The sequence below is a fragment of the Rhodobacterales bacterium HKCCA1288 genome (genome assembly GCA_015693905.1).
GTDB lineage: Bacteria > Pseudomonadota > Alphaproteobacteria > Rhodobacterales > Rhodobacteraceae > M30B80.
On sequence record CP065161.1, the window covers coordinates 2,062,319 to 2,086,817 of the forward strand.

Below are 24,499 nucleotides of genomic sequence, written 5' to 3' on the forward strand. Positions count from 1 at the left end.
AGGATAGAGATTGAAACAATGACCCCCCCTTCACGCCATGGCGGCAGAATCCTTGCAGATCAACTTGCAGCGCATGGGGTACGGCGTGTTTTCTCTGTTCCAGGTGAAAGTTTTCTGGCCGCATTGGATGGGCTTTACGATCACCAAATCGAGAACATCGTGTGTCGCCAAGAGGGGGGTGCGGCCATGATGGCCGAGGCCCATGCAAAAACCACGGGCGAGGTGGGCGTTTTATTCGTTACCCGCGGGCCTGGGGCCAGCAATGCCGCCTCTGGTCTGCATGTGGCCATGCATGACAGCACCCCGTTGGTCTGTTTTGTCGGGCAGGTTCCGCTGGCGCATCGGGATCGCGCAGCTTTCCAAGAGGTTGATTATCGTGCGTTTTTTGGCCCGCTCGTGAAATGGGTCGCGGAGGTGGAGCAAACTGACCGATTGCCAGAATATATCGTGCGCGCGTTTCGCGTAGCGCAATCGGGCCGCAAGGGGCCCGTGGTTTTGGCTCTGCCCGAGGATATTCTTTCGGCTGTGGCGGACTGTGTTGATTTGGCCCCTTCGGGTGTTTCGTCCTCTTTGCCTGATCCGCAGATTGTTCGGGAATGGCTTGGCGCCCTCGCCGCGTGCAAATCACCCATGATCGTGGTGGGTGGCAGCGATTGGTCAGAACAGACCCGCGCGGATGCTGAAACGATTGCAGCACATTTGGACATCCCAATCGCCACCAGTTTCAGGCGGCAGGATTACGTTGATAATCATCACCCTTGCTTCGCGGGGTATCTGGGTGTCGGGGCCTGTCCCGCAACTATGCAAAGTTTTGCCAAGGCGGATGGGGTTCTGGCCCTAGGCACCCGCATGGGTGAGGTGGTGACAGGCGGATATGTGTTGCGCGATCCGCGCAAGGGTTGGCAGGGGCGGCTTTATCACGCGCATCCTGATCCGGATGAATTGGGTCGCGTCTATCGCCCTGATGCAACTATGGTTTGTGACATCCCCGCTTTTCTGCGGGTGGCGCGGGCGGTTCTAGATGATATCCCCGCACAAGATCAGGGTCGCGCCGCGCGCGCGCATGCGGCCTATCGCGCGTGGCAAAACCCCCAAACCACAACGGGTGATGTGCGCCTTGAGGAAGTCGTGCTTGAGATGTCCCGTATTCTTGGGGGGCGTGGGATCGTGACCAATGGCGCAGGCAATTACGCGGCTTTTGTGCATCGCTATTTCTCTTATCGCCGCTACGGTCAACAGCTTGCGCCGACTTCTGGCTCGATGGGATATGGATTGCCTGCGGCGGTCGCGGCCAAATTGGCGCATCGTGAAACCCCTGTGATTTGCATGGCGGGGGATGGTTGTTTGCAAATGACCTTGCAGGAGCTGTCGACCGCGCGGCAATTCGGGGCGGATATTGTCGTGCTGATCGCCAATAATGGCCGCTACGGCACCATTCGGATGCACCAAGAGAAAACCTATCCAGCGCGCGTGTCTGGCACGGATTTATTCAACCCTGATTATGTTGCCTTGGCAAAGGCCTATGGCGGGACGGGTCATTTGGTGACCTGCACAGCTGAATTTGCGCCTGCCTTTGAGGTGGCTTTGGAGGGAGGCTTGCATCTGATCGAATTGCAGCTTGACCCAGATATGCTGGCGCCATCCTTTAACCTCTCTGATCTCAAAGGCTAGGTGGCGCGCTCACCGCTTGCGCCGCAGCCTCAAGCGCAGTAAATGGCCCATATGACACGGGTGTTTGACATGGATGATCGCGCGCGCCTGCCGTGGCGCTTTTTCGGGCGTGCCTCTGGCGACAGGGGGCGTTTGCCGTCCTTGTGACGCAAACCGATTTCCCTGATCCAATCGCCCGTAAGGAGTAAAGACATGACCGCAGGAAAAACGCTTTATGACAAAATCTGGGATGCCCATCTCGTCCATGAGGCTGAGGATGGCACCTGCCTTTTGTATATTGATCGCCACCTTGTGCATGAGGTGACAAGCCCGCAGGCCTTCGAGGGTCTGCGTATGGCAGGGCGCACTGTGCGTGCGCCAGAGAAAACCATCGCTGTGCCAGATCACAACGTCCCCACCACACCTGATCGTTTGAAAGGTGGGATGAATGAGGAAAGCCGCATTCAGGTTGAGGCGCTTGATAGAAACGCCAAAGATTTTGGGATACACTATTACCCCGTTTCTGATGTTCGTCAGGGCATTGTGCATATTGTTGGCCCTGAACAGGGTTGGACATTGCCAGGCATGACCGTGGTTTGTGGCGACAGCCATACCGCGACCCATGGGGCCTTTGGGGCGCTTGCGCATGGGATCGGCACATCTGAGGTTGAGCATGTTCTGGCCACCCAGACCCTGATTCAGAAAAAATCCAAGAATATGAAGGTCGAGATCACAGGCAGTCTGCGCCCAGGCGTGACGGCCAAGGACATTACCCTATCCGTAATCGGCCATACGGGCACGGCGGGCGGCACAGGCTATGTGATCGAATATTGCGGCCAAGCCATTCGTGAATTGTCGATGGAAGGGCGCATGACGGTCTGCAACATGGCGATTGAGGGCGGCGCGCGCGCGGGCCTGATCGCGCCTGATCAAAAGACCTTTGACTATGTCATGGGCCGCCCCCACGCGCCAAAGGGCGCGCAATGGGAGGCCGCTTTGACATGGTGGAAGACCCTGTTCTCGGATGAGGACGCACATTGGGATAAGGTCATCACCATCAAGGGCGAGGACATTGCGCCCGTGGTGACATGGGGCACTAGCCCTGAGGATGTATTGCCAATCACCGATTTTGTCCCTGCACCCGAAGATTTCAAAGGCGGCAAGGTCGATGCGGCGCGCCGTTCCTTAGAATATATGGGCCTCAAACCGGGTCAGCGTTTGCAGGATGTCGAGATTGACACGGTGTTTATCGGGTCTTGCACAAATGGCCGCATCGAAGATTTGCGCGCGGCAGCTGAAATTCTGAAGGGTAAGAAAATCGCTGTAAAGCGCGCGATGGTTGTGCCCGGCTCTGGCCTTGTGCGCGCGCAGGCTGAAGAAGAAGGTTTGGCTGATATCTTCATCGAGGCAGGTTTTGAATGGCGTCTTGCGGGATGCTCCATGTGTCTTGCGATGAACCCCGACCAACTTCAGCCCGGTGAACGCTGTGCGGCAACATCAAACCGCAACTTTGAGGGGCGTCAGGGGCGCGGTGGTCGCACCCATTTGATGAGCCCTGCAATGGCTGCGGCTGCGGCGATAACAGGCCGCCTCACTGATGTGCGCGAGATGATGTAATTTCGCCCTTTGTGAATTTCGAAAAAGCCCCGCCGATTTGGCGGGGCTTTTTTGTTGCGTTACAGCAAGGTGCGCTCGACCACCCAATAGGCCCCAATGGCGGAGATGACCACCGAGGCGGGGATTGCGATGAAGGGGCGATACCAATCGCGCTTGCCAAACCAGAGGCCAACCGCAAGGAAAGCCAGACCGATTACCGCAAGCTGACCAAATTCGACCCCAATATTGAACCCGACCAATGCCACGCCAAAGCGGTCTGCGGTGATCCCAAAATCCCCAAGAACTGAAGCGAAGCCAAGCCCGTGCAGCAGGCCAAACCCGAACACCAACGCCGTGCGGGCGCGTAGGTTTTCACGGCCAAGAATGTTTTCGACACCCACATAGACGATTGAAGCAGCAATTAATGGCTCGACCACCGAGGCGGGGACGCGCACAATCTCAAGACTTGCAAGGGCAAGCGTAATGGTATGGGCCAAGGTAAATGCGCTGACCTGAAGCAACAAAGGCTTGAGGCGCAGCGAGAAGAAAAACAGGCCCAAAACAAACAGAATATGATCTATCCCTAAGGGGATAATATGCTCAAACCCTGCGACAACATATCGGGTAAAGACGGGCCATGCCCCCTCGCTAAGGGCAGTGCCGCGGGGCAAGGGTGCTGATAATTCGCCATTGGTGAGAAAGCCTTGATAGGCATCCGCGCCGCCGCCCACCTGACGCAGCACCAATTCGCCATAAGACGCGCTCCAGCCAATTTGAACGGGCGCATCCCCCATAGGTAAATCGGCGCGCAGGGTCAAAGTGGTGTCGCGTGGTAGTTCCAAATCGGGATTGGGGGTGATGCTGACACCCACAAATTCAGGGGGCAGTGTCACTCCATCCACGATAATCTGGATATTTTCCTGAATGCGCGGCCATGCCCCCTCGAACGCGGCGCGCAGGGCCTCGGGCGATTGCGCGCGCAATTGGTCATAGATCAACGCCTCTGGCGCGTCATTGGTATTTTCTAGACCCGCAAGGTTAATACCTGCAATCAGCGGCTCTAGCGTCAGGGAGATGCTCATCTCCACCGCATCGGCGGTGACAGACACATCGGCCACTGCAGGGCGGATTTCATGGGCCCGCGCTGATGTGCTGAACATCAAGCAGAGGGCCGCCAACAAAAAAGTGATGTGGGAATTGTTTGACAAAATGCGTCTTAAGATCATGGTCACTGCCTAGATTAAAGGGGAGAGATGCAATGAAACTGGCCGTTTGTTTGAACATTGGCGCAATTTTGTTGGCGGGCAAGTTATTTGCGCATGAATTTTGGATTGATCCCCTCGAATACATGGTTCCGTCAGGCGGGGATATTCGCGCTGACCTGCGTGTGGGCACCGAATTTCGTGGTGCGCCGATGGTATATCTGCCGCGAGATTTCACGCGGTTTGAAATTGCTGATGCCAATGGTTTGCGGCCTGTTGAGGGGCGTTTTGGGGATCGCCCTGCCGCCCATGTTTCGGGTGTTGCTGATGGATTGGTGGTGATGATCCACGAAAGCACGCCGAAATTGGTCACATGGTCAGAGTGGGAAACATTTGCAGCATTTGCCGCCCATAAAGATTTTGGCGCCATCGAAGCGCGCCACAATGCACGCGGACTGCCGCGCGCAGGTTTTTCCGAGGCCTATACCCGCCATGTAAAGGCGTTGTTCGCCGTAGGCGAGGGGGCGGGACAAGATCAGCGATTTGGTCTGTCGACCGAATTCGTTGCATTGGAGAACCCCTATCTTGACGATGTGAGCGATGGGTTCTTGCTGCAGCTTTTTGACCAAGACACCCCGCGCGCCGCTGTTCAGGTTGAGCTGTTTGCGCGCAGCCCCGAAGGCGAGGTTACGATCACGCTGCATCGCACCAATGATCAAGGCGAGGTGAACTTGCCTGTCATGTCAGGTTACGCCTATTTCGCCGATGCTGTGGTTTTGGATGAGATTACACCCCAAGAAGATGGCCCCGTGTGGGGCACGCGTTGGGCAGGCCTGAGTTTTATGATCCCATGAACGCAGGGTGTGAGTATGGCTTGCCCCTGCGTGCCAGATTGGCTAAAGCCTGACCGATCTCAAGGAGAGGCCTATGGATAAGTTTACAACCCTGACGGGGATTGCAGCCCCGCTTCCGCTGATCAATATCGACACAGATATGATCATCCCCAAGCAGTTTTTGAAAACGATCAAACGCTCTGGTTTGGGAAAAAACCTCTTTGACGAGATGCGCTTTGATCAATCAGGCAATGAACTCCCCGAGTTCGTTCTGAATAAACCTGCTTATCGGGACGCGCAGATTTTGGTCGCTGGCGACAATTTTGGCTGCGGCTCCTCGCGCGAACACGCGCCTTGGGCCTTGTTGGATTTTGGCATTCGTTGCGTGATTGCACCGAGCTTTGCTGATATTTTCTTCAACAACTGCTTTAAGAACGGGATTTTGCCGATCCCCCTGCCGCAGGAAGAGGTCGATAAACTGATGGATGACGCGTCAAACGGCGCGAATGCCACCTTGACCATCGACCTTGAGGCTCAAGAGATCACCCGCCCCGATGGCCAGAAGATCGCCTTCGAAATCGACCCGTTCCGCAAACATTGCTTGCTCAATGGATTGGATGATATCGGGCTGTCCTTGACCAAGGTCGAGGCCATTGACGCCTTTGAAGCAACCGCGCAAGCCGCGCGTCCTTGGGTCTAGTTTCAAGCGCGTCTGCGCTTTTGCCCTGATCTGACTGGATAAATTTCAGGCCCCTGCATCCTCATCGGTGTGGGGGTCTTTTTTAATGTGTTTCATTAGGTATTAAATTTAGGCAATATTGTGGCAATTGAGGCGGCCTTATCGTCAGAATGAGGCGAAATTGTGGAATAAGGGGCAGGCACGAACCGACCCCATCCAGAACGAGGAAGAGCAGGTGCTTTCACAGCTTTTTGGCGCTGTGCTTAGGGCAGTATTGGTGTTTTTTGTCATTGCGACACCATCGCTTGTCCTTGGCGATACATCCCGCGGGGATGTGGAAGGCGTTATGCTGTTTGGATTGATTGCGGCCCTCTTTGTGGTGTTTGAATACAGCGCCCGTCATCCCGCTATCATCGAGTTTCGCGATGCGCCGCCCTATAATCGTCTGCGCATTTTGGCCCTGTTTTCGATGTTATTCTTGCTGAGCCTTGTTTCAGCTGATCCTGTTCATTTGCAGCATTTCAACGGACCAGAGGGTGCAGTCAGTGCAATGGCCAATAGAGCGCACCATTGGGGTGGCGTGCTGTTTGACAGCGGGCTTTCGCACCTTAGCCCTGACTATTTGTTGCAACGCTTGTTTGGGGCAGCGCCCCTATCCGTGCAGGCCATGGATCACGTCAGGGTCATGGCCGCTTTGGCCCTGACCATCGCCCTTGGCACATTGTTCTTATTCGCCCTGTTCATACGTTTTAGCAAATGGCCCGGACGGGGAATGTCGATCAATATGTGGGTGAACTTGCCCATGTTCGACCCGACAGTGGGCAGCGATGTGACCCATCGTTTAAAATGTGATGCGCGCAGAAATATCATATGGGGCTTAGGCCTGCCGCTGATATTGCCGCCCGTCTTGGGGGCTGTGTTTTCACAGACAGGCAGCACCCTTGCCTATGATGGGCAAGGCGCGGTTTGGGTTGTGACCCTATGGGCCTTTTTGCCAATGTGCCTGTTGATCAGGGCAATGGCCCTGCTGCGGTTGCGCTACATGATCCGCAGCTATCAAAAGAGGATCATCGCGGCGCTGACACCTGATGAAAGACTGGCCCTTTCTTGACCCTGACGCAGCCAAAGGATAGGGCGTGTGCAATCAGGATTTTCAAGACGGATTAGTTCCATGAGCAACCCATCGCTTCTCATTCTTCCCGGTGACGGGATCGGCCCCGAGGTTATGACCGAGGTGCGCAAAATCATCGACTGGTATGGCGCAAAGCGTGGCCTGACCTTTGATGTCACCGAAGATCTGGTGGGCGGTTGCGCCTATGATGCGCATGGCACGCCTTTGACCGATGAGACGATGGAAAAAGCGCAAAGCGTTGATGCCGTGTTGCTTGGCGCGGTCGGCGGCCCGAAATATGACAATCTCGATTTCAGCGTAAAGCCTGAGCGCGGCCTGCTGCGCCTGCGCAAGGAGATGGATCTCTATGCGAACCTGCGCCCTGCGCAGTGTTTTGATGCCCTCGCGGATTTTTCTTCGTTGAAGGCGGATGTGGTCGGCGGCCTCGACATCATGATTATCCGTGAACTGACCAGCGGCGTTTATTTCGGTGAGCCACGCGGCATCCATAAAGAAGGCAATGAGCGCGTTGGCGTGAACACCCAGCGTTACACTGAAAGCGAAATCGCCCGCGTGGCGCGGTCGGCCTTCGAACTGGCGCGCCGCCGCAACAATAAGGTCTGCTCAATGGAGAAGGCCAATGTTATGGAATCGGGCGTGTTGTGGCGTCAGGTTGTGAGCGAAGTGCATGCTGCTGAATATTCTGATGTGGAATTGTCGCACATGTATGCTGACGCAGGCGCAATGCAGCTGACCCGTTGGCCAAAGCAGTTTGATGTGATCGTGACGGATAACCTCTTTGGTGATCTGCTATCGGATTTGGCAGCAATGTTGACAGGGTCTTTGGGCATGCTGCCTTCGGCAAGTCTGGGCGCACCGATGGCCAATGGCCGCCCCAAAGCATTGTATGAGCCCGTTCACGGCTCTGCACCTGATATTGCAGGTCAAGGCAAAGCAAACCCGATTGCGTGCATTCTCAGCTTTGCGATGGCGCTGCGCTATAGCTTTGATCAAGGGGATGAGGCGACCCGTTTGGAAAAAGCGGTTGAGGCCGTTTTGGCCGATGGCCTGCGCACAGCCGATTTGATGGGGCCAGAAGGCGGCTCGCCCGTTTCGACCGCTCAGATGGGTGATGCCATTGTCAAAGCGCTAGACGCGTCTTTGTAAGTTTCGGCCCTGTTCTGATTTGCACCCGCTTGACCGCACGGTTGAGCGGGTGTTTTTGTGCAGATACGCCACCCGATGCAAAGCTGCAGCATCGGGGGCAGGAATATCGCCATCTCGCATATTCAATCTTGGCAAGCGGCTGTGCCGATGCCTTGATTGAGGAATAAGCCAAGGAAATGCCATGTCCAAAGATCGCAAGAGCACCAATATCAAAGGCGCATTGATCGCATTGGCGGCATTCGGAATTTACGCGACCCACGATGTGGTGATCAAATATCTTGGCTCAAGCTATTCGGTCTTTCAGATCGTGTTCTTCTCGGTTTTGTTTGGCTTTCCCGTCACCATGTTGTTGCTGATGGGCGAGCCCAAGCCAGAAACATTGCGGCCCAAATACCCGTTCTGGACAGCATTGCGGTCAATTGCGGTGGTGTTCACGGGGGCGACTGCATTTTACGCATTCTCAACCCTGCCCTTGACCCAGACCTATGCGATCATTTTTGCGATGCCAGTTCTGATCACATTGCTGGCCATCCCTATGTTGGGCGAACGCATTGGCATTCGGCGCGCAAGCGCGGTGGTCGTGGGGCTTGTCGGTGTTTTGATCGTGCTTCGACCAGGGGCGGCGGATTTGAACCTTGGGCATTTATCCGCGTTGGCGGCGGCATTTGGCGGCGCCTTAGTCTCGGTGATTTTGCGCAAGATCGGGTCTGAGGAACGCTCCGTTACCCTGATGCTTTATCCGATGATGGCCAATTTTATCGTCATGGGCGCGCTTCTGCCTTTCGTCTACGAGCCGATGCCGCTCTTGGATATGGCATTGATGGCGCTGGTCGCAATTTTGGCCTTGCTTGCGATGTGGCTTGTGATTTTGGCCTATCGCATGGCGGATGCGGTGATCGTTGCGCCCATGCAATATTCGCAGATCCTTTGGGCCGTGTTTTTTGGCACAATGTTTTTCGGCGAAGGGGTGGATCAAGCCACAGTAATCGGTGCAGCCGTTATCATCGCGTCAGGTGTTTATATCGTGCTGCGCGAAGATAGCCGTCCTGCGGATAGCCAAAAGCCTGTCTTGCGCACCCATGGCCGCATTGGGGCACCAAGCGTGCCACGGATGACGGCAATTTTGCGCGGCAAGGAAGAAACAGACTAGTCGTGCATATTTCCGACTGTTTTAATCGGATGTCTTCCCTCAGGTCTGAAAATCACATAAGCCCTCTCTCATGACTGAGAAAATGCGCATCACGGGGGATCATTGGTTTGGCCTTTTGGGCAAGCTTGTGGTCGCATTATGCCTTCTGCCGATGATTGCTGTGGCGATTGCCGCGCTTTCGGGTGGGTTCGACACAGTTGTTAGTCTTAGCCAAAGCGTTCTGCCCCGCTATGTCGGGGCGACCTTGCAACTCAGTGTGATCGTAGGGCTAGGAACGGCTGTAATTGGGACGGGTGCCGCATGGCTTGTCACCATGACGCGGTTTTTTGGGCGGCGGGTGTTGGAAATTGCCCTCGCCCTGCCTTTGGCCTTCCCAGCCTATGTTCTGGCTTATGCCTATACGGATTTGCTTGATCATCCAGGTCTTGTGCAGTCCACCTTGCGCGCCTTTATGGGATGGGGCCCTCGCGATTACTGGTTCCCTGAAATCAGATCACTTGGTGGTGCAGCGGCAATGTTGGTCTTGGTGCTTTACCCTTATGTTTATCTTCTGGCGCGCGCAGCGTTTCTGCGCCAAAGCGCTACCGCCTATATCGCGGCGCGTACGTTGGGGCAGGGGCCATGGGGCGCATTCTGGCGCGTCAGTCTGCCTGTTGCTCGCCCGGCGATTGCAGGGGGTGTGCTGCTTGCTTTGATGGAAACCTTGGCTGATTACGGAACCACCGCCTATTTCGGTGTTCAGACTTTTGCCACGGGCATCTATGTCAGTTGGTTTGGCTTGTTTGACCGCGCGGCGGCGGCGCAGCTTGCCCTGTGTCTGTTGGTTGTGGCCTTGACCCTTGCCACGTTCGAACGCCGACAGCGCCGCCATTCCCGTCATCATGACGCGGGCCGTAGATTTGAGGTGATGGAGCCTGTCACCCTCAATGGCCGCGCTGCTTTGGGGGCTATTTTATTCTGCGGTTTGCCCGTTCTCTTTGGCTTTGTTTTGCCCGTGTGGATTTTGATCACGCTTGCGGCTGATCAAGCGCATATCCTTTTCACAGAACGCTATTTGGGCTTCTTGCGGCACTCTTTGACACTTGCCGCGATTGCGGCCTTCCTGACTGTCGGGGCGGCCATTGCGCTTGGATTTCGTGCGCGCTTGCGGCCCACGCGGATGTCAAAAACGGCCCTTAGGGTAGCGGGCATTGGGTATGCTGTGCCCGGTGGTGTGATTGCGGTGGGTCTGTTGTTTCCCTTTGCGGCTTTTGACAATGCGCTTGACCACTTCATGGAGACGAATTTCGGTATTGATACGGGCCTTTTGATCAGCGGGTCGATCTGGCTGATGATCATGGCCTATATGGTGCGTTTCATGGCGGTGGCGCTGAACACCTATGAGGCGGGCATGGCCACCCTGAACCCGAATATGGACGCGGTCGCGCGCACATTGGGGCATGGGCCTGCACCTATGTTGCGGCGGATCCATGTGCCGATCTTGCAGCCTTCGATCTTGACCGCGCTGCTGATTGTTTTCGTGGATGTGATGAAGGAGCTGCCCGCCACCTTGATCCTGCGCCCCTTCAACTATGATACGCTCGCCGTGCAAGCGCACCGATTGGCCGCGGATGAACGATTGGCTGAGGCCGCAGTTCCCAGTCTGATCATCGGTGCCGTTGGTTTGATCCCAGTGGCCATTTTATGTTGGAGCCTAAGCCGAGAAGATAGGTGAACGGGTTGATCATACCCCGCGCCCATAGGTGGGCAATCTGGGGTCAGGACATAACACGCCTCAGCGCCCCAAAAGCAAACGAGCGCCCCTTGAGAGGGCGCTCGTGAGTTGTTTGGTGGTTCGTGGCCTGTTGCGCGAATCTATTCCCAACCTGCGGTGTTCAGAACCTCAACCGCTGCGCCGACATTTTCGGCAATATCCGACAGATCAATCGCATCAGGGCGGAAGATGCCCAGTGCCGCGACCGATGGGGCGAGGCCAACACCCGGAACGGCAGGGTATTCATCATTGCCCGCTGAGAAATACTGTTGCGCCTGATCCGAGGTCAGATATTCCAGAAAGGCAATCGCGTTCTCGCGGTTCGGGGCATGGGCCGCGACCCCACCGCCAGACACGTTCATATGCGCGCCGATATCGTTCTGGTTTGGAAAGACCCATCCGATATTGGCCAGTTGGTCGGGGGTGATTTGGTCATCCCCTTGGCGCAGGATGCGGGCGAAGTAGTAGGTGTTCGACATCGCAATATCACATTCACCAGAGGCAATGCCGCGCAGCTGATCCGTGTCGCCACCTTGGGGCGCGCGGGCAAAATTTTCAACCACGGCGTTGGCCCAGTCCTGCACAGCATCGACACCCAAATGTGCGATCAAGGCTGCTGTGAAGTTCTGTGTATAGACATTCGTGGCAGAGCGGATGCAGATCTGGCCTGCATATTCTGGCTTGGCCAAATCTTGATAGGTTTGGGGCGGGTTGGCGACATCGGTTTTGTCATAGAACAAAATCCGTGCGCGCTGCGAGAACGCAAACCACTGGTTGCTGTCATCTTGAAGATAAGAAGGAATGCGGGTTTCTAGCACATCGCTTTCCACGGGCTGCAGCAGTCCCATTTCGGCAGCCCGCGCCAAGCGCACTGTGTCAACAGTCAAAAACACATCTGCAGGGCTATTGGCGCCCTCGGCCTGCATCCGCGCGATCAGCTCATCTGCATTGCCTTCGATGCGGTTGATGGTGATGCCTGTTGCAGCGGTAAAATCAGAATATAGCCGCTCATCCGTGTCGTAATGGCGGGATGAATACAGGTTCAATTCCTGCGCCTGTGCCGCGGTCAGGGTGGTTAGAAAAACGACGCTGCCAAGCAGCAGGGAGAGGGGTCGGGTCATCCTAAAGCTCCTGTTCGAGTTATTTCCGACAATTTTAGTCGGGATGCTGCTTTTGATCACGATTCACGCAGCGGGTCAAATAAATTCCGACAAAAATTATCAGATTTAACTTCTGGCTTGCCCTTGCCTTGGTGCTACGGCATCAGTTTGGCTAAGGGATGAGGAGGACAGCCAGCCATGAAAGCGGGCATTGCTTTTCTTGTGCTCGCCTATGTGCTGAGCCAGTTTTATCGTGCATTTTTGGCCGTCATGGCCCCTGTTTTGGCATCGGATATCGGGGCTACGCCGCAAAGCTTGGCGACAGCTTCGGGCGTGTGGTTCGCCGTTTTTGCAGCGATGCAAATTCCTGTGGGTATCGCACTTGACCGTATTGGACCGCGCCTGACCGCATCGGTGTTGCTGCTTGTTGGCGGTGCGGGGGGTGCTGCGCTGTTTGCGACTGCGGCGGATGTGCGCGATGTGCAAATTGCAATGGGGTTGATCGGATTGGGCTGTTCGCCCGTTTTGATGGCAACCTATTACATCTTTGCGCGGGTTTATTCTGCGGCCATCTTTGCCACGCTCGCAGGTGTGACGATTGGCATTGGATCAATGGGCAACTTGGCAGCTGCAACACCCATGGCTTGGGCGGTTGAGGCCGTGGGGTGGCGCGAAACTGTTTGGGGCTTGGCGCTTGTGACAGGTCTTGTTGCGCTGGCTTTGTTCCTTTTGATCAAAGACCCCGCCAAACCAGAGGGGGATCAAAAAGGCAGCTTGATGGATCTGCTGCGCATTCCTGCGCTTTGGCTTATCTTCCCGTTGATGTTAGTGGGCTATGCCCCGTCAGCGGGGGTGCGTGGCCTGTGGGTTGGGCCTTATATGGAGGATGTCTTTGGTCTAACTGTTGCTCAGATCGGCACGGTAAGCCTGATCATGGGGGTTGCGATGGTGGTGGGCAGTTTTGCCTATGGCCCGCTGGATCGGTTTTTTGGCACGCGCAAATGGGTTATCTTGATTGGGAACCTGTTGGGCGCCCTCGCCTGTTTGGCGATTTGGGCTGTGCCCGAAAGCAGTATTTTGACAGCCACCGTTCTGGTTGCGGCCTTGGGGTTATTTGGGGCGTCCTTCCCTGCCCTTGTTGCCCATGGGCGCAGCTTCTTTCCCCCGCATTTGGTTGGGCGTGGTGTGACCTTAATGAATTTGTTTGGCATCGGTGGGGTGGGTGTGATGCAATTCGCCTCAGCCCCTTTCTTCACTGCGCTGTCAGGCACGATGGCCTTGCCTGCCGCCTACGGGGCCTTGTTTGGGGTTTTTGGGCTTGCCGTTCTGATCGGATGCGCAATTTACCTCTTTAGCGAAGATCGCCTTGACTAAGCGCGACCAGATTGCGCGCCAAGTGCCCCTTTCGCTTTGGTCGCACATGATTTAAGGGCATGCGCAGTCGTAAGCCTGAAGGATATGGAACATGGGTTACAAAGTTGTCGTTGTCGGCGCCACGGGCAATGTGGGCCGCGAAATGCTCAACATTCTAGACGAACGTCAATTCCCCGTTGACGAGATCGCCGTGCTTGCCTCGCGTAAATCGCTTGGCACGGAATGCAGCTTTGGTGACAAGACCCTAAAGACCAAGGATCTCGATACATTCGATTTCACAGGCTGGGATATCGCATTTTTCGCGGTTGGGTCTGAAGCCACAAAAACCTATGCACCGATTGCGGCCTCGCAGGGTTGTATCGTGATCGATAATTCCTCGCTCTATCGCTATGATCCTGATGTGCCTTTGGTTGTCCCTGAGGTGAACCCTGAGGCGGTTGAGGGCTATGCGAAGAAGAACATCATCGCAAACCCCAATTGCTCCACCGCCCAGATGGTTGTGGCATTGAAGCCGCTTCATGATCGCGCGCGGATCAAGCGTGTTGTGGTCTCGACCTATCAGTCTGTGTCTGGCACAGGCAAAGATGCGATGGATGAGCTGTGGAACCAGACCAAGGGAATGTTCGTTCCAGGTCAGGAAGTTGCCCCGAGCGTTTACCCCAAGCAGATTGCCTTCAACGTGATCCCGCATATTGATGTGTTCATAGAAGATGGGTCTACCAAGGAAGAGTGGAAAATGGTCGCTGAGACCAAGAAAATCCTCGATCCTTCGGTTAAGGTGACTGCAACCTGCGTGCGTGTGCCTGTCTTTGTGGGCCATTCCGAGGCGATCAATATCGAGTTTGAAGATTTCCTAGACGAGGAAGAAGCCCGTGACATCCTGCGCGAGGCCCCAGGTGTGATGGTGGTCGATAAGCGTGAGACGGGCGGTTATGTAACGCCCGTGGAATGTGTCGGCGATTATGCCACCTTTATAAGCCGAATCCGTCAGGACAGCACGATTGAGAATGGTCTGAATATTTGGTGCGTCAGTGACAACCTGCGCAAAGGTGCTGCGTTGAATGCGGTTCAGATTGCAGAAACCTTGGGCAATCGGGTTCTGAAAAAAGGCTGACGCATGGCTTTGCGCAACAAATATGACGGGGGGCCATTGGCCCCCCTTTTTCTTAAAATCGTTCGGCGCGGAGGACTTCGCAGTCAGTCACGCTGACCACACCGATATGCCGCTCCACCACCGCGAATGCCGCTTTGAGCAGCGCCTCTAGCTTTTCTGGGCGAATGATGCAGACCACGTTGATCATTCCGCCTGCGCGGCTGACCTGACCCTCGCGGCTCCATTGTCCTGAACGGCCCGACCCGCCCAACACGGGCAGGATGGTGAAGCCTGTCACCCCCGCCTTGACCAATGCATCCGTGAGGCGGGTTTCCATGACCGCCTCAATTGTGATCTCAACCCGTTTTGCCTTATGCGTTTCCATTGCCTTAGCCTCCCGTGGCGGCGCGCGCCAATGCCAGATAAATTGGTATGCCCAATGTCAAATTGAACGGGAACGTAATCCCGAGCGATAGGGTGAGATAGATTGAAGGATTGCCCTCAGGCAGGGCCACGCGCATTGCAGCAGGCACCGCGATATAAGAGGCCGAGGCGGAGAGCGTCATCATCAACATCACGCCGCCTGTCGACAGACCCAAAAGCAACCCAGCTCCGAGGCCAAGGCAACTGCCGATTAAGGGCATCAGCACGCCAAAGGCAAAAAGCCCTGGCTTCAGCAAATGCCGCGCATCCCGCAGGCCGCGCCCCGCTACAAGGCCCATATCCAAAAGGAAAAGGCACAGCACCCCTTGGAAGGGAGATACGATGAAAGAGGCAATTTTATCCAAGCCCTCTTGGCCTGTGATCCCGCCAATAATGAAGGATCCGATGAGCAAAACAATAGACCCATTCAGCAGGATTTCCCGCAGCAGACCCGCATCCATACCGCCGCCTTGATCCGCTTTTGCATCGGCCCGTGCCACAAGCCACAGGGCGGCCAAGATTGCAGGGGCCTCCATCGCGGCGGCGACCGCGACCATATAGCCTTCGCTCATCAAACCTGCAGTTTGCAGCACTGAACTTGCCGCGACAAAGGTCACGATCGAGATCGAGCCGTAATGTGCCGCCACTGCGGCGGCATCAATGGCCGTTAGCCCTGTCATCACGCGCAGCAAAGCGAAGGCGATGAAAGGCAGAACAAACGACAAAATCACCCCAGCCAAAATTGAGAAGATCAACGTTTGGTCAATGCCATGCGCGGCCACGCTAGCCCCGCCTTTGAAGCCAATGGCAAAGAGCAAATAGAGCGACATCCCTTTCGCTACGGCCTCGGGCACGCTGAGGTCAGAGCGCGCAAAAGCAGCTGCAAATCCTAAGACGAAAAACAAGATGATGGGCGAGATCAGGTTCTGCGCCGCGAGCGACAGGATCGAGTCCATGAACACCTCCAGATTTTGCTCAGCGTTGCCTAACGAAGCGGGGCCAAGTGGTAAAGTTTAGACTTTGACAAAATGGCGTAATGTGCCGTCATAGCTTTCGATATCCATATCCGCGATATCGGCCCAAATCCCATGCAGGGTCAGGTTCTTTGAACCTACAGCCTCGGCCACCACGGGATAGCTCATCAGATTTTCAAGCGAGACTTGTATCCCCTCTTTCTCAAGCATGGTTTGTTGAACCTCAGGGGGGGTGATATCTTTGACCCTGTCAAATCCTGGCCGCAAAACATCCAACCAACGGCCCACAAAGCTTTCTTTCTTTTCCAAATCGGGGGCGCGGCCTTGGCACATGTCAATACACCCCCGCACGCCGCCGCAATTGGAATGGCCCATGATGATGAGATGCTCGATTTTGAGGTTCTTAATTGCAAACTCGACCGCGGCAGCGGTGCCGTGATGCTGCCCGTCAGGGGTAAAAGGGGGCACCAGATTGGCAATGTTGCGGTGAATGAATAATTCGCCTGTGCGTTGCCCAAACACGGATGTCACAGCAACGCGGCTGTCGCAGCAGGCTATGACCATGGCCTTTGGATTCTGCCCTTCGGTTGCCAATTTGCGAAACCAATCCCGGTTCTCAGGAAAGGATTTCACTTTCCAATCCTGATAGCGTTCAAGCAAATAACTTGGCAGTGATTTAATGCGGTGCATCCATAACGTCCCTTCAGAGCACTTGATCACAATCTCTGATATTTTTCTATAAACTGTCTTTTCATTCCTGCCTCAAATCAACCTTTTCTTCACCCCCAAATATCACCCTGTGACCACATGCAGCGCATGGTGGGATGGGAAAATGACGGATGTGGTGACCGTCTTGCGTTTTGAGGAACCTGCGCGGTTTGATCCCGACAGGTTAGAGCGGCTTTGTCGCGATATTGGCGAGACGCAAGCAGAATATGAAGTGGCTGTGGGGCTAGAGCGCATCATGATCGCGCTCGCGCAGATTGACTGTGTCGACAGCACGCTTGAACGGAAAAAGATTGTTGCTGAGATTGCCGACTCTGCCAGCAAGATCGGTATGGCGACTTTGGCGCGGGTGGCGCGCGATGTTCATATCGTGATGGCGCGCCAAGATATGGCCGCAATCGGCGCAACCTTGGCCCGTTTGCGCCGTGTGGGTGAGCGATCAGTTTATGCGATTTACGATATTGAGGATATGAGTGTGTGATCGCCCTTGCGGCGCGGGATGGTGTTGTTACTTTGCGTTGCAGCGATATTGCCCTGACCTCAAAGGAATGACGGAATGTCCCACGCGCTGCGATTTGCCCGCCCAGATGAATTTCCTGATACGGATGCAATCCCCGTTCATGTGATCAGCGCCGATGGGGCTGATGCGGCTTTGGCTCAGTTGGACGCGGCCTCACGGCAATGGGCCATAACCCATGGCTTTAGCGGGGCATTGGGCAAAACCTGTCTTCTGCCCAATGCGGCGGGTGGAATTGCCGCCGTTTTGTTGGGGGTGGGAACGTCCGCTGATCGGATCAGGAAACGGTTCGCTGCAGGTGCCGCGATTTCTGATTTGCCAAAAGGTCTTTATGAGGTGGCCTCAGCCTCATTGGAGGGCCACCCGCAAAACCTTCGCGAAGAAATTGCACTGGGGTATTTACTGGCGGGATATCGGTTTGACCGCTATCGTCAAAAATCAGGTCGCGAGGCGGCCTTGGTGGCGCTTGCGGGCATAGATGCCCCGCATTTTGAACGGCTCGCCGAAGCCGAGGCCATGGTGCGTGATCTGGTTAACACCCCTGCGCAAGACATGGGCCCCGAAGAATTGGAGGAGGCCGCCCGCGATTTGGCGGCGCGCTATAACGCCAAGATTTCCGTGATCCTTGGGGACGATCTATTGGCGCAGAATTTCCCGATGATTCATGCGGTCGGTCGGGCCAGTCCCCGCGCGCCTCGTTTGATTGATATGACTTGGGGCGAAGGCGGGCCGCAAATCACCTTGGTGGGCAAGGGCGTGTGTTTTGACACAGGCGGTTTGAACCTGAAACCTGGATCATCTATGGGCACGATGAAAAAGGATATGGGGGGGGCTGCCAATGTTTTGGGCCTTGCTCGGATGATTATGGATGCGGGTCTAAAGCTGCGGTTACGGATCTTGATCCCTGCAGTTGAAAATGCCGTTGATGGTTCAGCCTTTCGCCCCAGTGATATTTTGACCGCGCGCAACGGCATGACGGTCGAGATCAACAACACTGATGCCGAGGGGCGGTTGGTCTTGGCTGACGCCTTGGCGCTTGGGGCCGAAGGTAGCCCCGATCTTATGATTTCTATGGCAACATTAACTGGGGCTGCGCGGGTCGCAGTGGGGCCAGATCTTGCACCATTTTACACTGATGATGAGGGTCTTGCCGCGCAGATCAGTGCCAAGAGCCCTGAACAGTTCGACCCTGTTTGGCGTATGCCCTTTCACGCCCCTTATGAGGCTATGATTGAACCGGGCATTGCCGATCTGGATAACGCGCCCTCTGGGGGCATGGCAGGGTCGATTACGGCGGCCTTGTTTTTGCGCCGCTTCACCCAAGGCGCCGCGCGCTATTGTCACTTCGATATTTTTGCTTGGCAGCAAAGTGATGCACCTGCGCGCCCAAAAGGGGGTTTGGGTCAGGGCATTCGTGCGCTATACGCGGTGCTGTCTGAAGGGGTTTAAGACATGGCAAGCGATCCACGGATCACGGCAAGCAATGGGCGGGTGGCGCTTCGGGCGCTGCAAGGTCAGGTTATGGCGGATGAATTCTTGGATGGCACATGGATGACGGTGCAGCAACCGTTGGCCAATATCATGACCGAACCAAAGGGCACACGGGCGAGCCAATTGTTGTTTGGCGAGCGGTTTTTGGCGCTTGAAACGCGCGATGGGCAAGTTTTCGGTCAAGCAGAGCGGGACGGCCAAGTCGGTTATATTTTATCGCAGGCCCTTGCGGCAGAAACGCCCGTCACCCATTGGGTCACCGCCCCTGCAACCCATCTCTATCCGCGCCCCGATGTAAAATCGCCGCCCGATGTGTCGATCTTTTTCGGCGCACGTGTGAATGTGGTTGAGCCTGCGAAAGAGGGCGAAAGCTTTCACCGCATCCAGACGGGGCATCATGTTCCAAAATCCCACCTGCGCCCCTTAACAGCGCGGTTTTCGGATACGGTGGGCGTGGCTGATCTATTCCTTGGAACCCCCTATCTTTGGGGCGGCAGCAGCCGATGGGGCATTGATTGCTCTGGCCTGATCCAATTGGCGATGCGCGCCTGTGGACAAGACTGCCCACGGGACAGTGACCAACAAGAGGCAGCGCTCGGCGCGCTTTTGCCCGAGGATGCACCGCTGCGCCGCGGGGATTTGGTGTTTTGGAAGGGTCATGTCGGGATCATGGCCGATGAAGAGATGCTGTTGCACGCAAATGCCCATCACATGGCGGTGGCCTATGAGCCGCTTGCCCATGCCGAGGCGCGTATTCGCACGTCTGGCGGTGGCGAGATCACCGCGCGCAAACATGTCTTGATAGAATGACGGGGTATTAATCGTCTACGGCGCGGATCAATTTGCGCTCTAGCACGCGCAGGACATTGCGCAGATCATGCCCGCGCTTGAGAATGCGCCCGTCCATCCCAATCACGGAATACATTCCCTGCTTGCCTGCCAATTTGGGGCGCTTTTCAATCCGATAAATGGGGTGTTCGGCGGTGCGGCGGAAAACTGAGAAAATCGCAACATCACTCAGCAGCGACATTCCATAATCGCGCCATTCACCTGCAGCCACCATGCGGCCATAAATCGACAGGATCGCCGATAATTCGCCGCGATCAAAGGCGACCTTTTCGGGAATATGGGAAGCGCCAAAGGATTGAGTATGCATCACCATAGGCTGATGGTGGCATGAATTCTAAGAAATGCAAGGGAGATCATAAAAAGGCCCGCAAGGTCAGCTGATCTTGCGGGCCGTGATGCGCGGTGTCGCTTAGGCGCGAACCAGTTTTTCGTAGGCGTCCGAGATGTTCCGCGTCAGGGCGCCAACCTCGAAATTATAGCTGCCAATCTGACCCACTGGGGTGACTTCTGCGGCGGTGCCCGTCAGCCAGCATTGTTCAAACCCTTCCAATTCTTCGGGCATGATATGACGCTCATGCACCTTGATTTGGCGATCGTTCAACATACCGATAACTGTCTGGCGGGTTAGGCCATTGAGGAAGCAATCTGGCTTTGGCGTATGCACTTCGCCATCTTTGACGAAGAAGATATTTGCGCCTGTCGCCTCGGCGACATAGCCACGATAATCAAACATCATGGCATCCGAGCAGCCTTTGGCTTCGGCCTCATGCTTGGACATTGTGCAGATCATATAAAGGCCTGCTGCCTTGGCATGGCTTGGCGCCGTTTCGGGCGAGGGGCGTTTCCACCGCGCGATATCAAGTTTGGCGCCTTTGGTTTTTGCATCCCCATAGTAATTGCCCCAGCCCCATGCCGCGATGGCCAAACGAACGGGGTTACGGCGAGAGGAGACACCCATATCCTCACCCGCGCCGCGCCACGCAACCGCGCGCACATAGGCATCGCTCAGGCCATTGGCCGCGAGAACCTCGGCCTTGGCAGCCTCAATTTGGTCAACAGTAAACGGAATTTCGAAGTCCAATTGGCCTGCGGAAAAATGCAGCCGTTCGGAATGGGCGCGGCTGAGGAAAATTTTGCCACCATAGGCGCGCTCGCCCTCAAAGACGGAAGATGCATAATGCATCGCATGGGTCAGAATATGCACATTGGCCTCGCGCCAATCGACCAAAGCCCCATCCAGCCAGATTTTCCCATCGCGGTTATCGTAGGTGCCGCTCATCTTTCCAATCCCATCTTTCCTTCAGGGCGCATATCTGCGCCAGTTTGCAAATGTTGTGCAAAATACGGCCGTTTCGGACATAATATTTCGCAAAACTGGCAATTCGGTAACAATTGATTCTTGGAAAGTCAACAAGGCTGACATAAACTGTGAAGTGTTCCTTGGTTCCGATGCCAAAGATCAAAAATGATGCGGGAGGTGAAGATGGCAGAGCGTGCAGTCAATAACCCCATCGGCACGGGCGAAAGCTTGCTCTTTTTGACGGATGAGCAGCTGCGCCGCGGGATTGAGGCGATGTTTTTCGCCTATCGGGGATTTACCGCTGATCCTGATCGCATTTTGCAGAATTACGAATATGGTCGCGCTCATCATCGTGCCATCCATTTCATCAACCGCACCCCTGGAACGACAGTCAATAACCTGCTGAATATTCTGGGCGTGACCAAGCAGTCCCTCAATCGCGTTCTGCGCAGTCTGATCGCTGATGGTTTGGTCGAAAGCCGCGTTGGGGTGCAGGATAAGCGCGAACGGCATCTTTATCTCACCGAAACAGGTGCCAAGCTTGAACGCGAATTGTCAGAGGCGCAGCGCAACCGCATGCGCGCGGCCTATCGCAATGCGGGGCCAGAGGCCGTGGCAGGATTTCGTGCTGTCCTTGAGCAGATGATGGATCCTGAGATGCTGCGCCATTTCCAAGCAGGTTTGGATACCTAAAATGGCAGACACCAACCCGCATATCTTGATCGTGGATGATGATGAACGCATCCGCGGGCTGTTGCAAAAATTTCTCATCCGCAACGGGTTTCTGGCCAGTGTTGCACGCGATGCTGCGCAAGCCCGCCGCCTGTTGCAAGGGTTGGATTTCGATTTGATTGTGCTTGATGTTATGATGCCGGGTGAGGATGGCATTAGCCTGACACAAGATTTGCGCAAAACGATGGATTGCCCAATCTTGCTTTTGACGGCCAAGGGCGAGGCGCAAGATCGTATTGCGGGTTTTGAGGCGGGGGCAGATGATTATTTGCCAAAACCCTTTGAGCCCAAGGAATTGCTATTGCGTATCGGCGCGATCCTGCGCCGTATGCCGCAACCCGAAGCCAGCCAAAATCTGCCCAAATTGCTGCATCTTGGGGCCATGCGCTTTGACATTGATCGTGGCGAGTTGTGGCAGGGTGATCAGCCTTTACGCCTGACTGCCACCGAGGCCGCATTGATGCGGATCTTTGCAACCCATGTGAACAGTTCTGTGACCCGTCAGCAGTTGGTCGAAGAATTGGGCCGTGACAAGATGGCAGGCGGTGACCCTGCGCAAGAGCGCGCAATTGATGTGCAAATCACCCGCCTACGCCGCAAGATTGAAGCTGACCCGAAACAACCCCGTTATCTGCAAACTGTCCGCGGCGCGGGCTATATGTTGGTGCCTGACTGATGGCGACATGGCTTTTTGAAAATCCATTTGCGCAAGATCATCGGACGCCAGAGGGCCATCCCGAACAGGTGGCGCGCATTGCGGCCATAAAGGCCCATTTGGATAGCTTAGATTTCGTGGGGCTTGAACGCCACGCGGCCCCATTGGCCACGGAAGACGATCTGCGATTGTGCCACCCCCAAGCCTATATTGACCAACTCAAAGCGGCTTTGCCCACGCAGGGGCAAGTTGCGCTTGATGGCGATACCTTTCTGTCGCCCGCCTCATGGCAGGCCGCGCTTTCGGGCGTAGGGGGTGTGATTGCAGCAATAGATGCCGTGATGGAGGGCCGCGCCAAAAACGCATTTGTCCTCACGCGGCCACCTGGGCATCACGCCGAAACTGCAACAGCCATGGGGTTTTGTCTGTTTGGGTCAGTGGCGATTGGGGCCAAACATGCACTCGAGCGGGCGGGGGCCGCACGGGTGGCCGTGATAGATTTCGATGTGCATCACGGCAACGGCACGCAAGATTTGCTGTGGGGTGAAACCCGCGCTTTGTTTGTCTCGTCACACCAGATGCCGCTTTATCCCGGATCGGGGGCGCGTGGCGAACGTGGCGTGGCGGGTAATATTCTGAATGTGCCCCTTCCACCCAATTCAGACGGGGCCCTGATGCAACAGGCCTATCTTCGCGATGTATTTCCGCGATTGGTTGAATTTGCGCCTGACCTTATCCTGATTTCCGCAGGTTTTGACGCGCATCAGGCGGATCCATTGGCCAATCTAAATTGGGATGAAACGGATTTTGCATGGCTGACGCGAGAAATTTGCGCATTTGCCGAAACCCAATGCGCGGGGCGGGTGGTCTCGGCGCTAGAGGGCGGTTATGATCTGCCCTCACTGGGGCGCAGTGTTGCGGCCCATGTCACAGAATTGATGGAAGCTTCTAAATGACAGATGACAACGACCTTGCGCAGATGAGTTTTGAAGACGCCTTGCGCGCCCTAGAGGAAGTCGTGGCCAAGCTTGAGCGTGGGGATGTGCCACTTGACCAATCCATCGCGCTCTATGAACGGGGGGCTGCGCTGCGCGCACGCTGTGAGGCCAAGCTCAAAGAGGCCGAAGAAAAAGTCTCCAAAATCACCCTAGATGGCACAGGCGCGCCAACGGGCAGCACCCCAGTTGAGGGGCTTTGAGCGCCTTTGGCCCCTATTGAGTTTCAAACCCGCCTCAGCACCCAGTCCCGCGTCATTGCTGCGTTCTTGACCGAGGCGCTTGCACAATATGGCTCAGATGATGTTGCTGCGGCGATGCGCTATGCGTTGCAGGGTGGCAAGGGTTTGCGTGGGTTTTTGGTGCTTGAGGCATCGGCGCTATATGGCATTCCTGCGGCCTCCGCGCTTCCTGCGGCGGGTGCGGTTGAGGCCATCCACGCCTATAGTCTGATCCACGATGATCTGCCTTGCATGGACGATGACGACCTGCGCCGCGGTCAACCCACTGTTCACAAGAAATGGAACGAGGCGATTGCGGTTCTCGCGGGGGATGCGCTGCAAAGTTTTGCATTCGCGCTTTTGGCTGATCCTAATCTTGGGGCTGCGGAGGTGCGGATCAAATTGGTGGCGACCTTGGCTGAAGCCGCAGGTGCGCGCGGTATGGTTTTAGGTCAGGCGCAGGACATTGCTGCAGAAACCGCTGCGTCCCCCTTGACCCTTGAGCAAATCACGGAATTGCAAAGCAATAAAACGGGCGCGCTGTTGGAATGGCCCGCCCATGCCGCAGCGATCATAGCGGGCCAAGATCCCGCACCACTGAGGGCATATGCCCGTGCAATTGGCCTCGCCTTTCAGATTGCTGATGACATTTTGGATGTGGAGGGTGACAGCAGCAAGGCAGGTAAGGCCCTGCGCAAAGATGCCGATGCGGGCAAAGCGACCTTTGTCACACTTCTGGGGCTAGACGGTGCCAAGGCTGAGGCAGCGCGCTTGGTCGCTGAGGCGGAAACGGCCCTCGCACCATTCGGGGATAAAGCCCAAAGCCTGCGCGACCTTGCCCGATTCATCATTGCCCGCGACAGATAGGCGTGATCCGTTGCCCTTGGCCCCTGTCATGGCTATATGGC

25 protein-coding genes are annotated in these 24,499 nt (G+C 55.7%); 18 read left to right on the plus strand and 7 right to left on the minus strand.

The window, feature by feature from the left end:
• The first annotated feature begins 18 nt into the window (after window positions 1-18).
• Entirely contained in the window at window positions 19-1,671 is a 1,653-nt protein-coding gene (locus I3V23_10090; protein ID QPI84922.1) for a thiamine pyrophosphate-binding protein, read from the plus strand.
• Between the two features lie 192 nt (window positions 1,672-1,863).
• The gene (gene leuC, locus I3V23_10095) at window positions 1,864-3,267 is read left to right on the plus strand and encodes a 3-isopropylmalate dehydratase large subunit (protein QPI84923.1); all 1,404 of its coding nucleotides are present in this window, start codon (window positions 1,864-1,866) and stop codon (window positions 3,265-3,267) included.
• A gap of 59 nt (window positions 3,268-3,326) precedes the next feature.
• Here the strand turns inward: leuC and I3V23_10100 are convergent, their stop codons facing one another.
• On the minus strand, window positions 3,327-4,472 hold the full coding sequence (locus tag I3V23_10100; protein ID QPI84924.1) for a HupE/UreJ family protein: 1,146 nt from the start codon (window positions 4,470-4,472) through the stop codon (window positions 3,327-3,329).
• A gap of 32 nt (window positions 4,473-4,504) precedes the next feature.
• On the opposite strand from I3V23_10100, the gene I3V23_10105 reads away from it, so the two are divergent.
• The 6 genes from I3V23_10105 (at window position 4,505) to I3V23_10130 (ending at window position 11,102) form a co-directional block, all read left to right on the plus strand.
• The gene (locus I3V23_10105) at window positions 4,505-5,302 is read left to right on the plus strand and encodes a DUF4198 domain-containing protein (protein ID QPI84925.1); all 798 of its coding nucleotides are present in this window, start codon (window positions 4,505-4,507) and stop codon (window positions 5,300-5,302) included.
• Window positions 5,303-5,375: 73 nt separating this feature from the next.
• Window positions 5,376-5,981, plus strand: coding sequence for a 3-isopropylmalate dehydratase small subunit (gene leuD / locus I3V23_10110; GenBank protein ID QPI84926.1), 606 nt, complete (start codon window positions 5,376-5,378; stop codon window positions 5,979-5,981).
• A 256-nt stretch (window positions 5,982-6,237) separates the two neighbouring features.
• Window positions 6,238-7,071, plus strand: coding sequence for a hypothetical protein (locus I3V23_10115; GenBank protein ID QPI84927.1), 834 nt, complete (start codon window positions 6,238-6,240; stop codon window positions 7,069-7,071).
• Between the two features lie 60 nt (window positions 7,072-7,131).
• The gene (leuB, locus tag I3V23_10120) at window positions 7,132-8,238 is read left to right on the plus strand and encodes a 3-isopropylmalate dehydrogenase (GenBank protein ID QPI84928.1); all 1,107 of its coding nucleotides are present in this window, start codon (window positions 7,132-7,134) and stop codon (window positions 8,236-8,238) included.
• A 181-nt stretch (window positions 8,239-8,419) separates the two neighbouring features.
• Window positions 8,420-9,388, plus strand: a complete 969-nt coding sequence (locus I3V23_10125; protein ID QPI84929.1) for a DMT family transporter — start codon at window positions 8,420-8,422, stop codon at window positions 9,386-9,388.
• A 70-nt stretch (window positions 9,389-9,458) separates the two neighbouring features.
• A complete protein-coding gene (locus tag I3V23_10130; protein QPI84930.1) occupies window positions 9,459-11,102 on the plus strand; it encodes an iron ABC transporter permease in 1,644 nt (547 codons plus the stop codon).
• A 140-nt stretch (window positions 11,103-11,242) separates the two neighbouring features.
• Here the strand turns inward: I3V23_10130 and I3V23_10135 are convergent, their stop codons facing one another.
• Window positions 11,243-12,262 carry an extracellular solute-binding protein gene (locus I3V23_10135; protein ID QPI84931.1) on the minus strand — a complete coding sequence of 340 codons (1,020 nt, stop codon included), beginning with the start codon at window positions 12,260-12,262 and terminating at the stop codon, window positions 11,243-11,245.
• 177 nt (window positions 12,263-12,439) lie between these two features.
• Here I3V23_10135 and I3V23_10140 point away from each other — a divergent pair, with 177 nt between their 5' ends.
• Window positions 12,440-13,615, plus strand: a complete 1,176-nt coding sequence (locus I3V23_10140) for an MFS transporter (GenBank protein QPI84932.1) — start codon at window positions 12,440-12,442, stop codon at window positions 13,613-13,615.
• A 91-nt stretch (window positions 13,616-13,706) separates the two neighbouring features.
• The gene (locus I3V23_10145; GenBank protein ID QPI84933.1) at window positions 13,707-14,729 is read left to right on the plus strand and encodes an aspartate-semialdehyde dehydrogenase; all 1,023 of its coding nucleotides are present in this window, start codon (window positions 13,707-13,709) and stop codon (window positions 14,727-14,729) included.
• A gap of 52 nt (window positions 14,730-14,781) precedes the next feature.
• Here I3V23_10145 and I3V23_10150 read toward each other — a convergent pair whose 3' ends face one another.
• The 3 genes from I3V23_10150 to I3V23_10160 are packed head-to-tail and all read right to left on the minus strand — an operon-like array spanning window position 14,782 to window position 16,795.
• On the minus strand, window positions 14,782-15,093 hold the full coding sequence (locus I3V23_10150; protein QPI84934.1) for a transcriptional regulator: 312 nt from the start codon (window positions 15,091-15,093) through the stop codon (window positions 14,782-14,784).
• 4 nt (window positions 15,094-15,097) lie between these two features.
• Window positions 15,098-16,087, minus strand: a complete 990-nt coding sequence (locus tag I3V23_10155; GenBank protein QPI84935.1) for a sodium-dependent bicarbonate transport family permease — start codon at window positions 16,085-16,087, stop codon at window positions 15,098-15,100.
• 57 nt (window positions 16,088-16,144) lie between these two features.
• Complete coding sequence (locus tag I3V23_10160) at window positions 16,145-16,795, minus strand: carbonic anhydrase (GenBank protein ID QPI84936.1); 651 nt, start codon at window positions 16,793-16,795, stop codon at window positions 16,145-16,147.
• 142 nt (window positions 16,796-16,937) lie between these two features.
• Between I3V23_10160 and I3V23_10165 the strand changes: the two genes are divergently transcribed.
• The 3 genes from I3V23_10165 (at window position 16,938) to I3V23_10175 (ending at window position 19,649) form a co-directional block, all read left to right on the plus strand.
• On the plus strand, window positions 16,938-17,312 hold the full coding sequence (locus tag I3V23_10165; protein ID QPI84937.1) for a hypothetical protein: 375 nt from the start codon (window positions 16,938-16,940) through the stop codon (window positions 17,310-17,312).
• 75 nt (window positions 17,313-17,387) lie between these two features.
• Entirely contained in the window at window positions 17,388-18,797 is a 1,410-nt protein-coding gene (locus I3V23_10170; GenBank protein QPI84938.1) for a leucyl aminopeptidase family protein, read from the plus strand.
• Window positions 18,798-18,800: 3 nt separating this feature from the next.
• Complete coding sequence (locus tag I3V23_10175) at window positions 18,801-19,649, plus strand: C40 family peptidase (GenBank protein ID QPI84939.1); 849 nt, start codon at window positions 18,801-18,803, stop codon at window positions 19,647-19,649.
• Between the two features lie 7 nt (window positions 19,650-19,656).
• On the opposite strand, the gene I3V23_10180 is transcribed toward I3V23_10175, so the two are convergent.
• Window positions 19,657-20,001: a DUF2794 domain-containing protein gene (locus I3V23_10180; GenBank protein ID QPI84940.1), complete on the minus strand. Its 345-nt coding sequence runs from the start codon at window positions 19,999-20,001 to the stop codon at window positions 19,657-19,659.
• Between the two features lie 96 nt (window positions 20,002-20,097).
• A complete protein-coding gene (locus I3V23_10185; GenBank protein ID QPI84941.1) occupies window positions 20,098-20,967 on the minus strand; it encodes a branched-chain amino acid aminotransferase in 870 nt (289 codons plus the stop codon).
• Window positions 20,968-21,171: 204 nt separating this feature from the next.
• Between I3V23_10185 and I3V23_10190 the strand changes: the two genes are divergently transcribed.
• From I3V23_10190 to I3V23_10210, 5 genes are all read left to right on the plus strand, one after another.
• Entirely contained in the window at window positions 21,172-21,681 is a 510-nt protein-coding gene (locus I3V23_10190) for a MarR family transcriptional regulator (GenBank protein QPI84942.1), read from the plus strand.
• A 1-nt stretch (window position 21,682) separates the two neighbouring features.
• Entirely contained in the window at window positions 21,683-22,396 is a 714-nt protein-coding gene (locus I3V23_10195; GenBank protein ID QPI84943.1) for a response regulator, read from the plus strand.
• Complete coding sequence (locus tag I3V23_10200) at window positions 22,396-23,331, plus strand: histone deacetylase family protein (protein ID QPI84944.1); 936 nt, start codon at window positions 22,396-22,398, stop codon at window positions 23,329-23,331. The genes I3V23_10195 and I3V23_10200 overlap by 1 nt, the downstream gene beginning before the upstream one ends.
• Complete coding sequence (locus I3V23_10205; protein QPI84945.1) at window positions 23,328-23,573, plus strand: exodeoxyribonuclease VII small subunit; 246 nt, start codon at window positions 23,328-23,330, stop codon at window positions 23,571-23,573. Before I3V23_10200 ends, I3V23_10205 begins: the two co-directional genes overlap by 4 nt.
• Window positions 23,574-23,687: 114 nt before the next feature.
• Window positions 23,688-24,458 (plus strand): polyprenyl synthetase family protein, encoded by a 771-nt coding sequence (locus tag I3V23_10210; GenBank protein ID QPI86788.1) that lies wholly within the window; start codon window positions 23,688-23,690, stop codon window positions 24,456-24,458.
• Window positions 24,459-24,499: the final 41 nt, after the last annotated feature.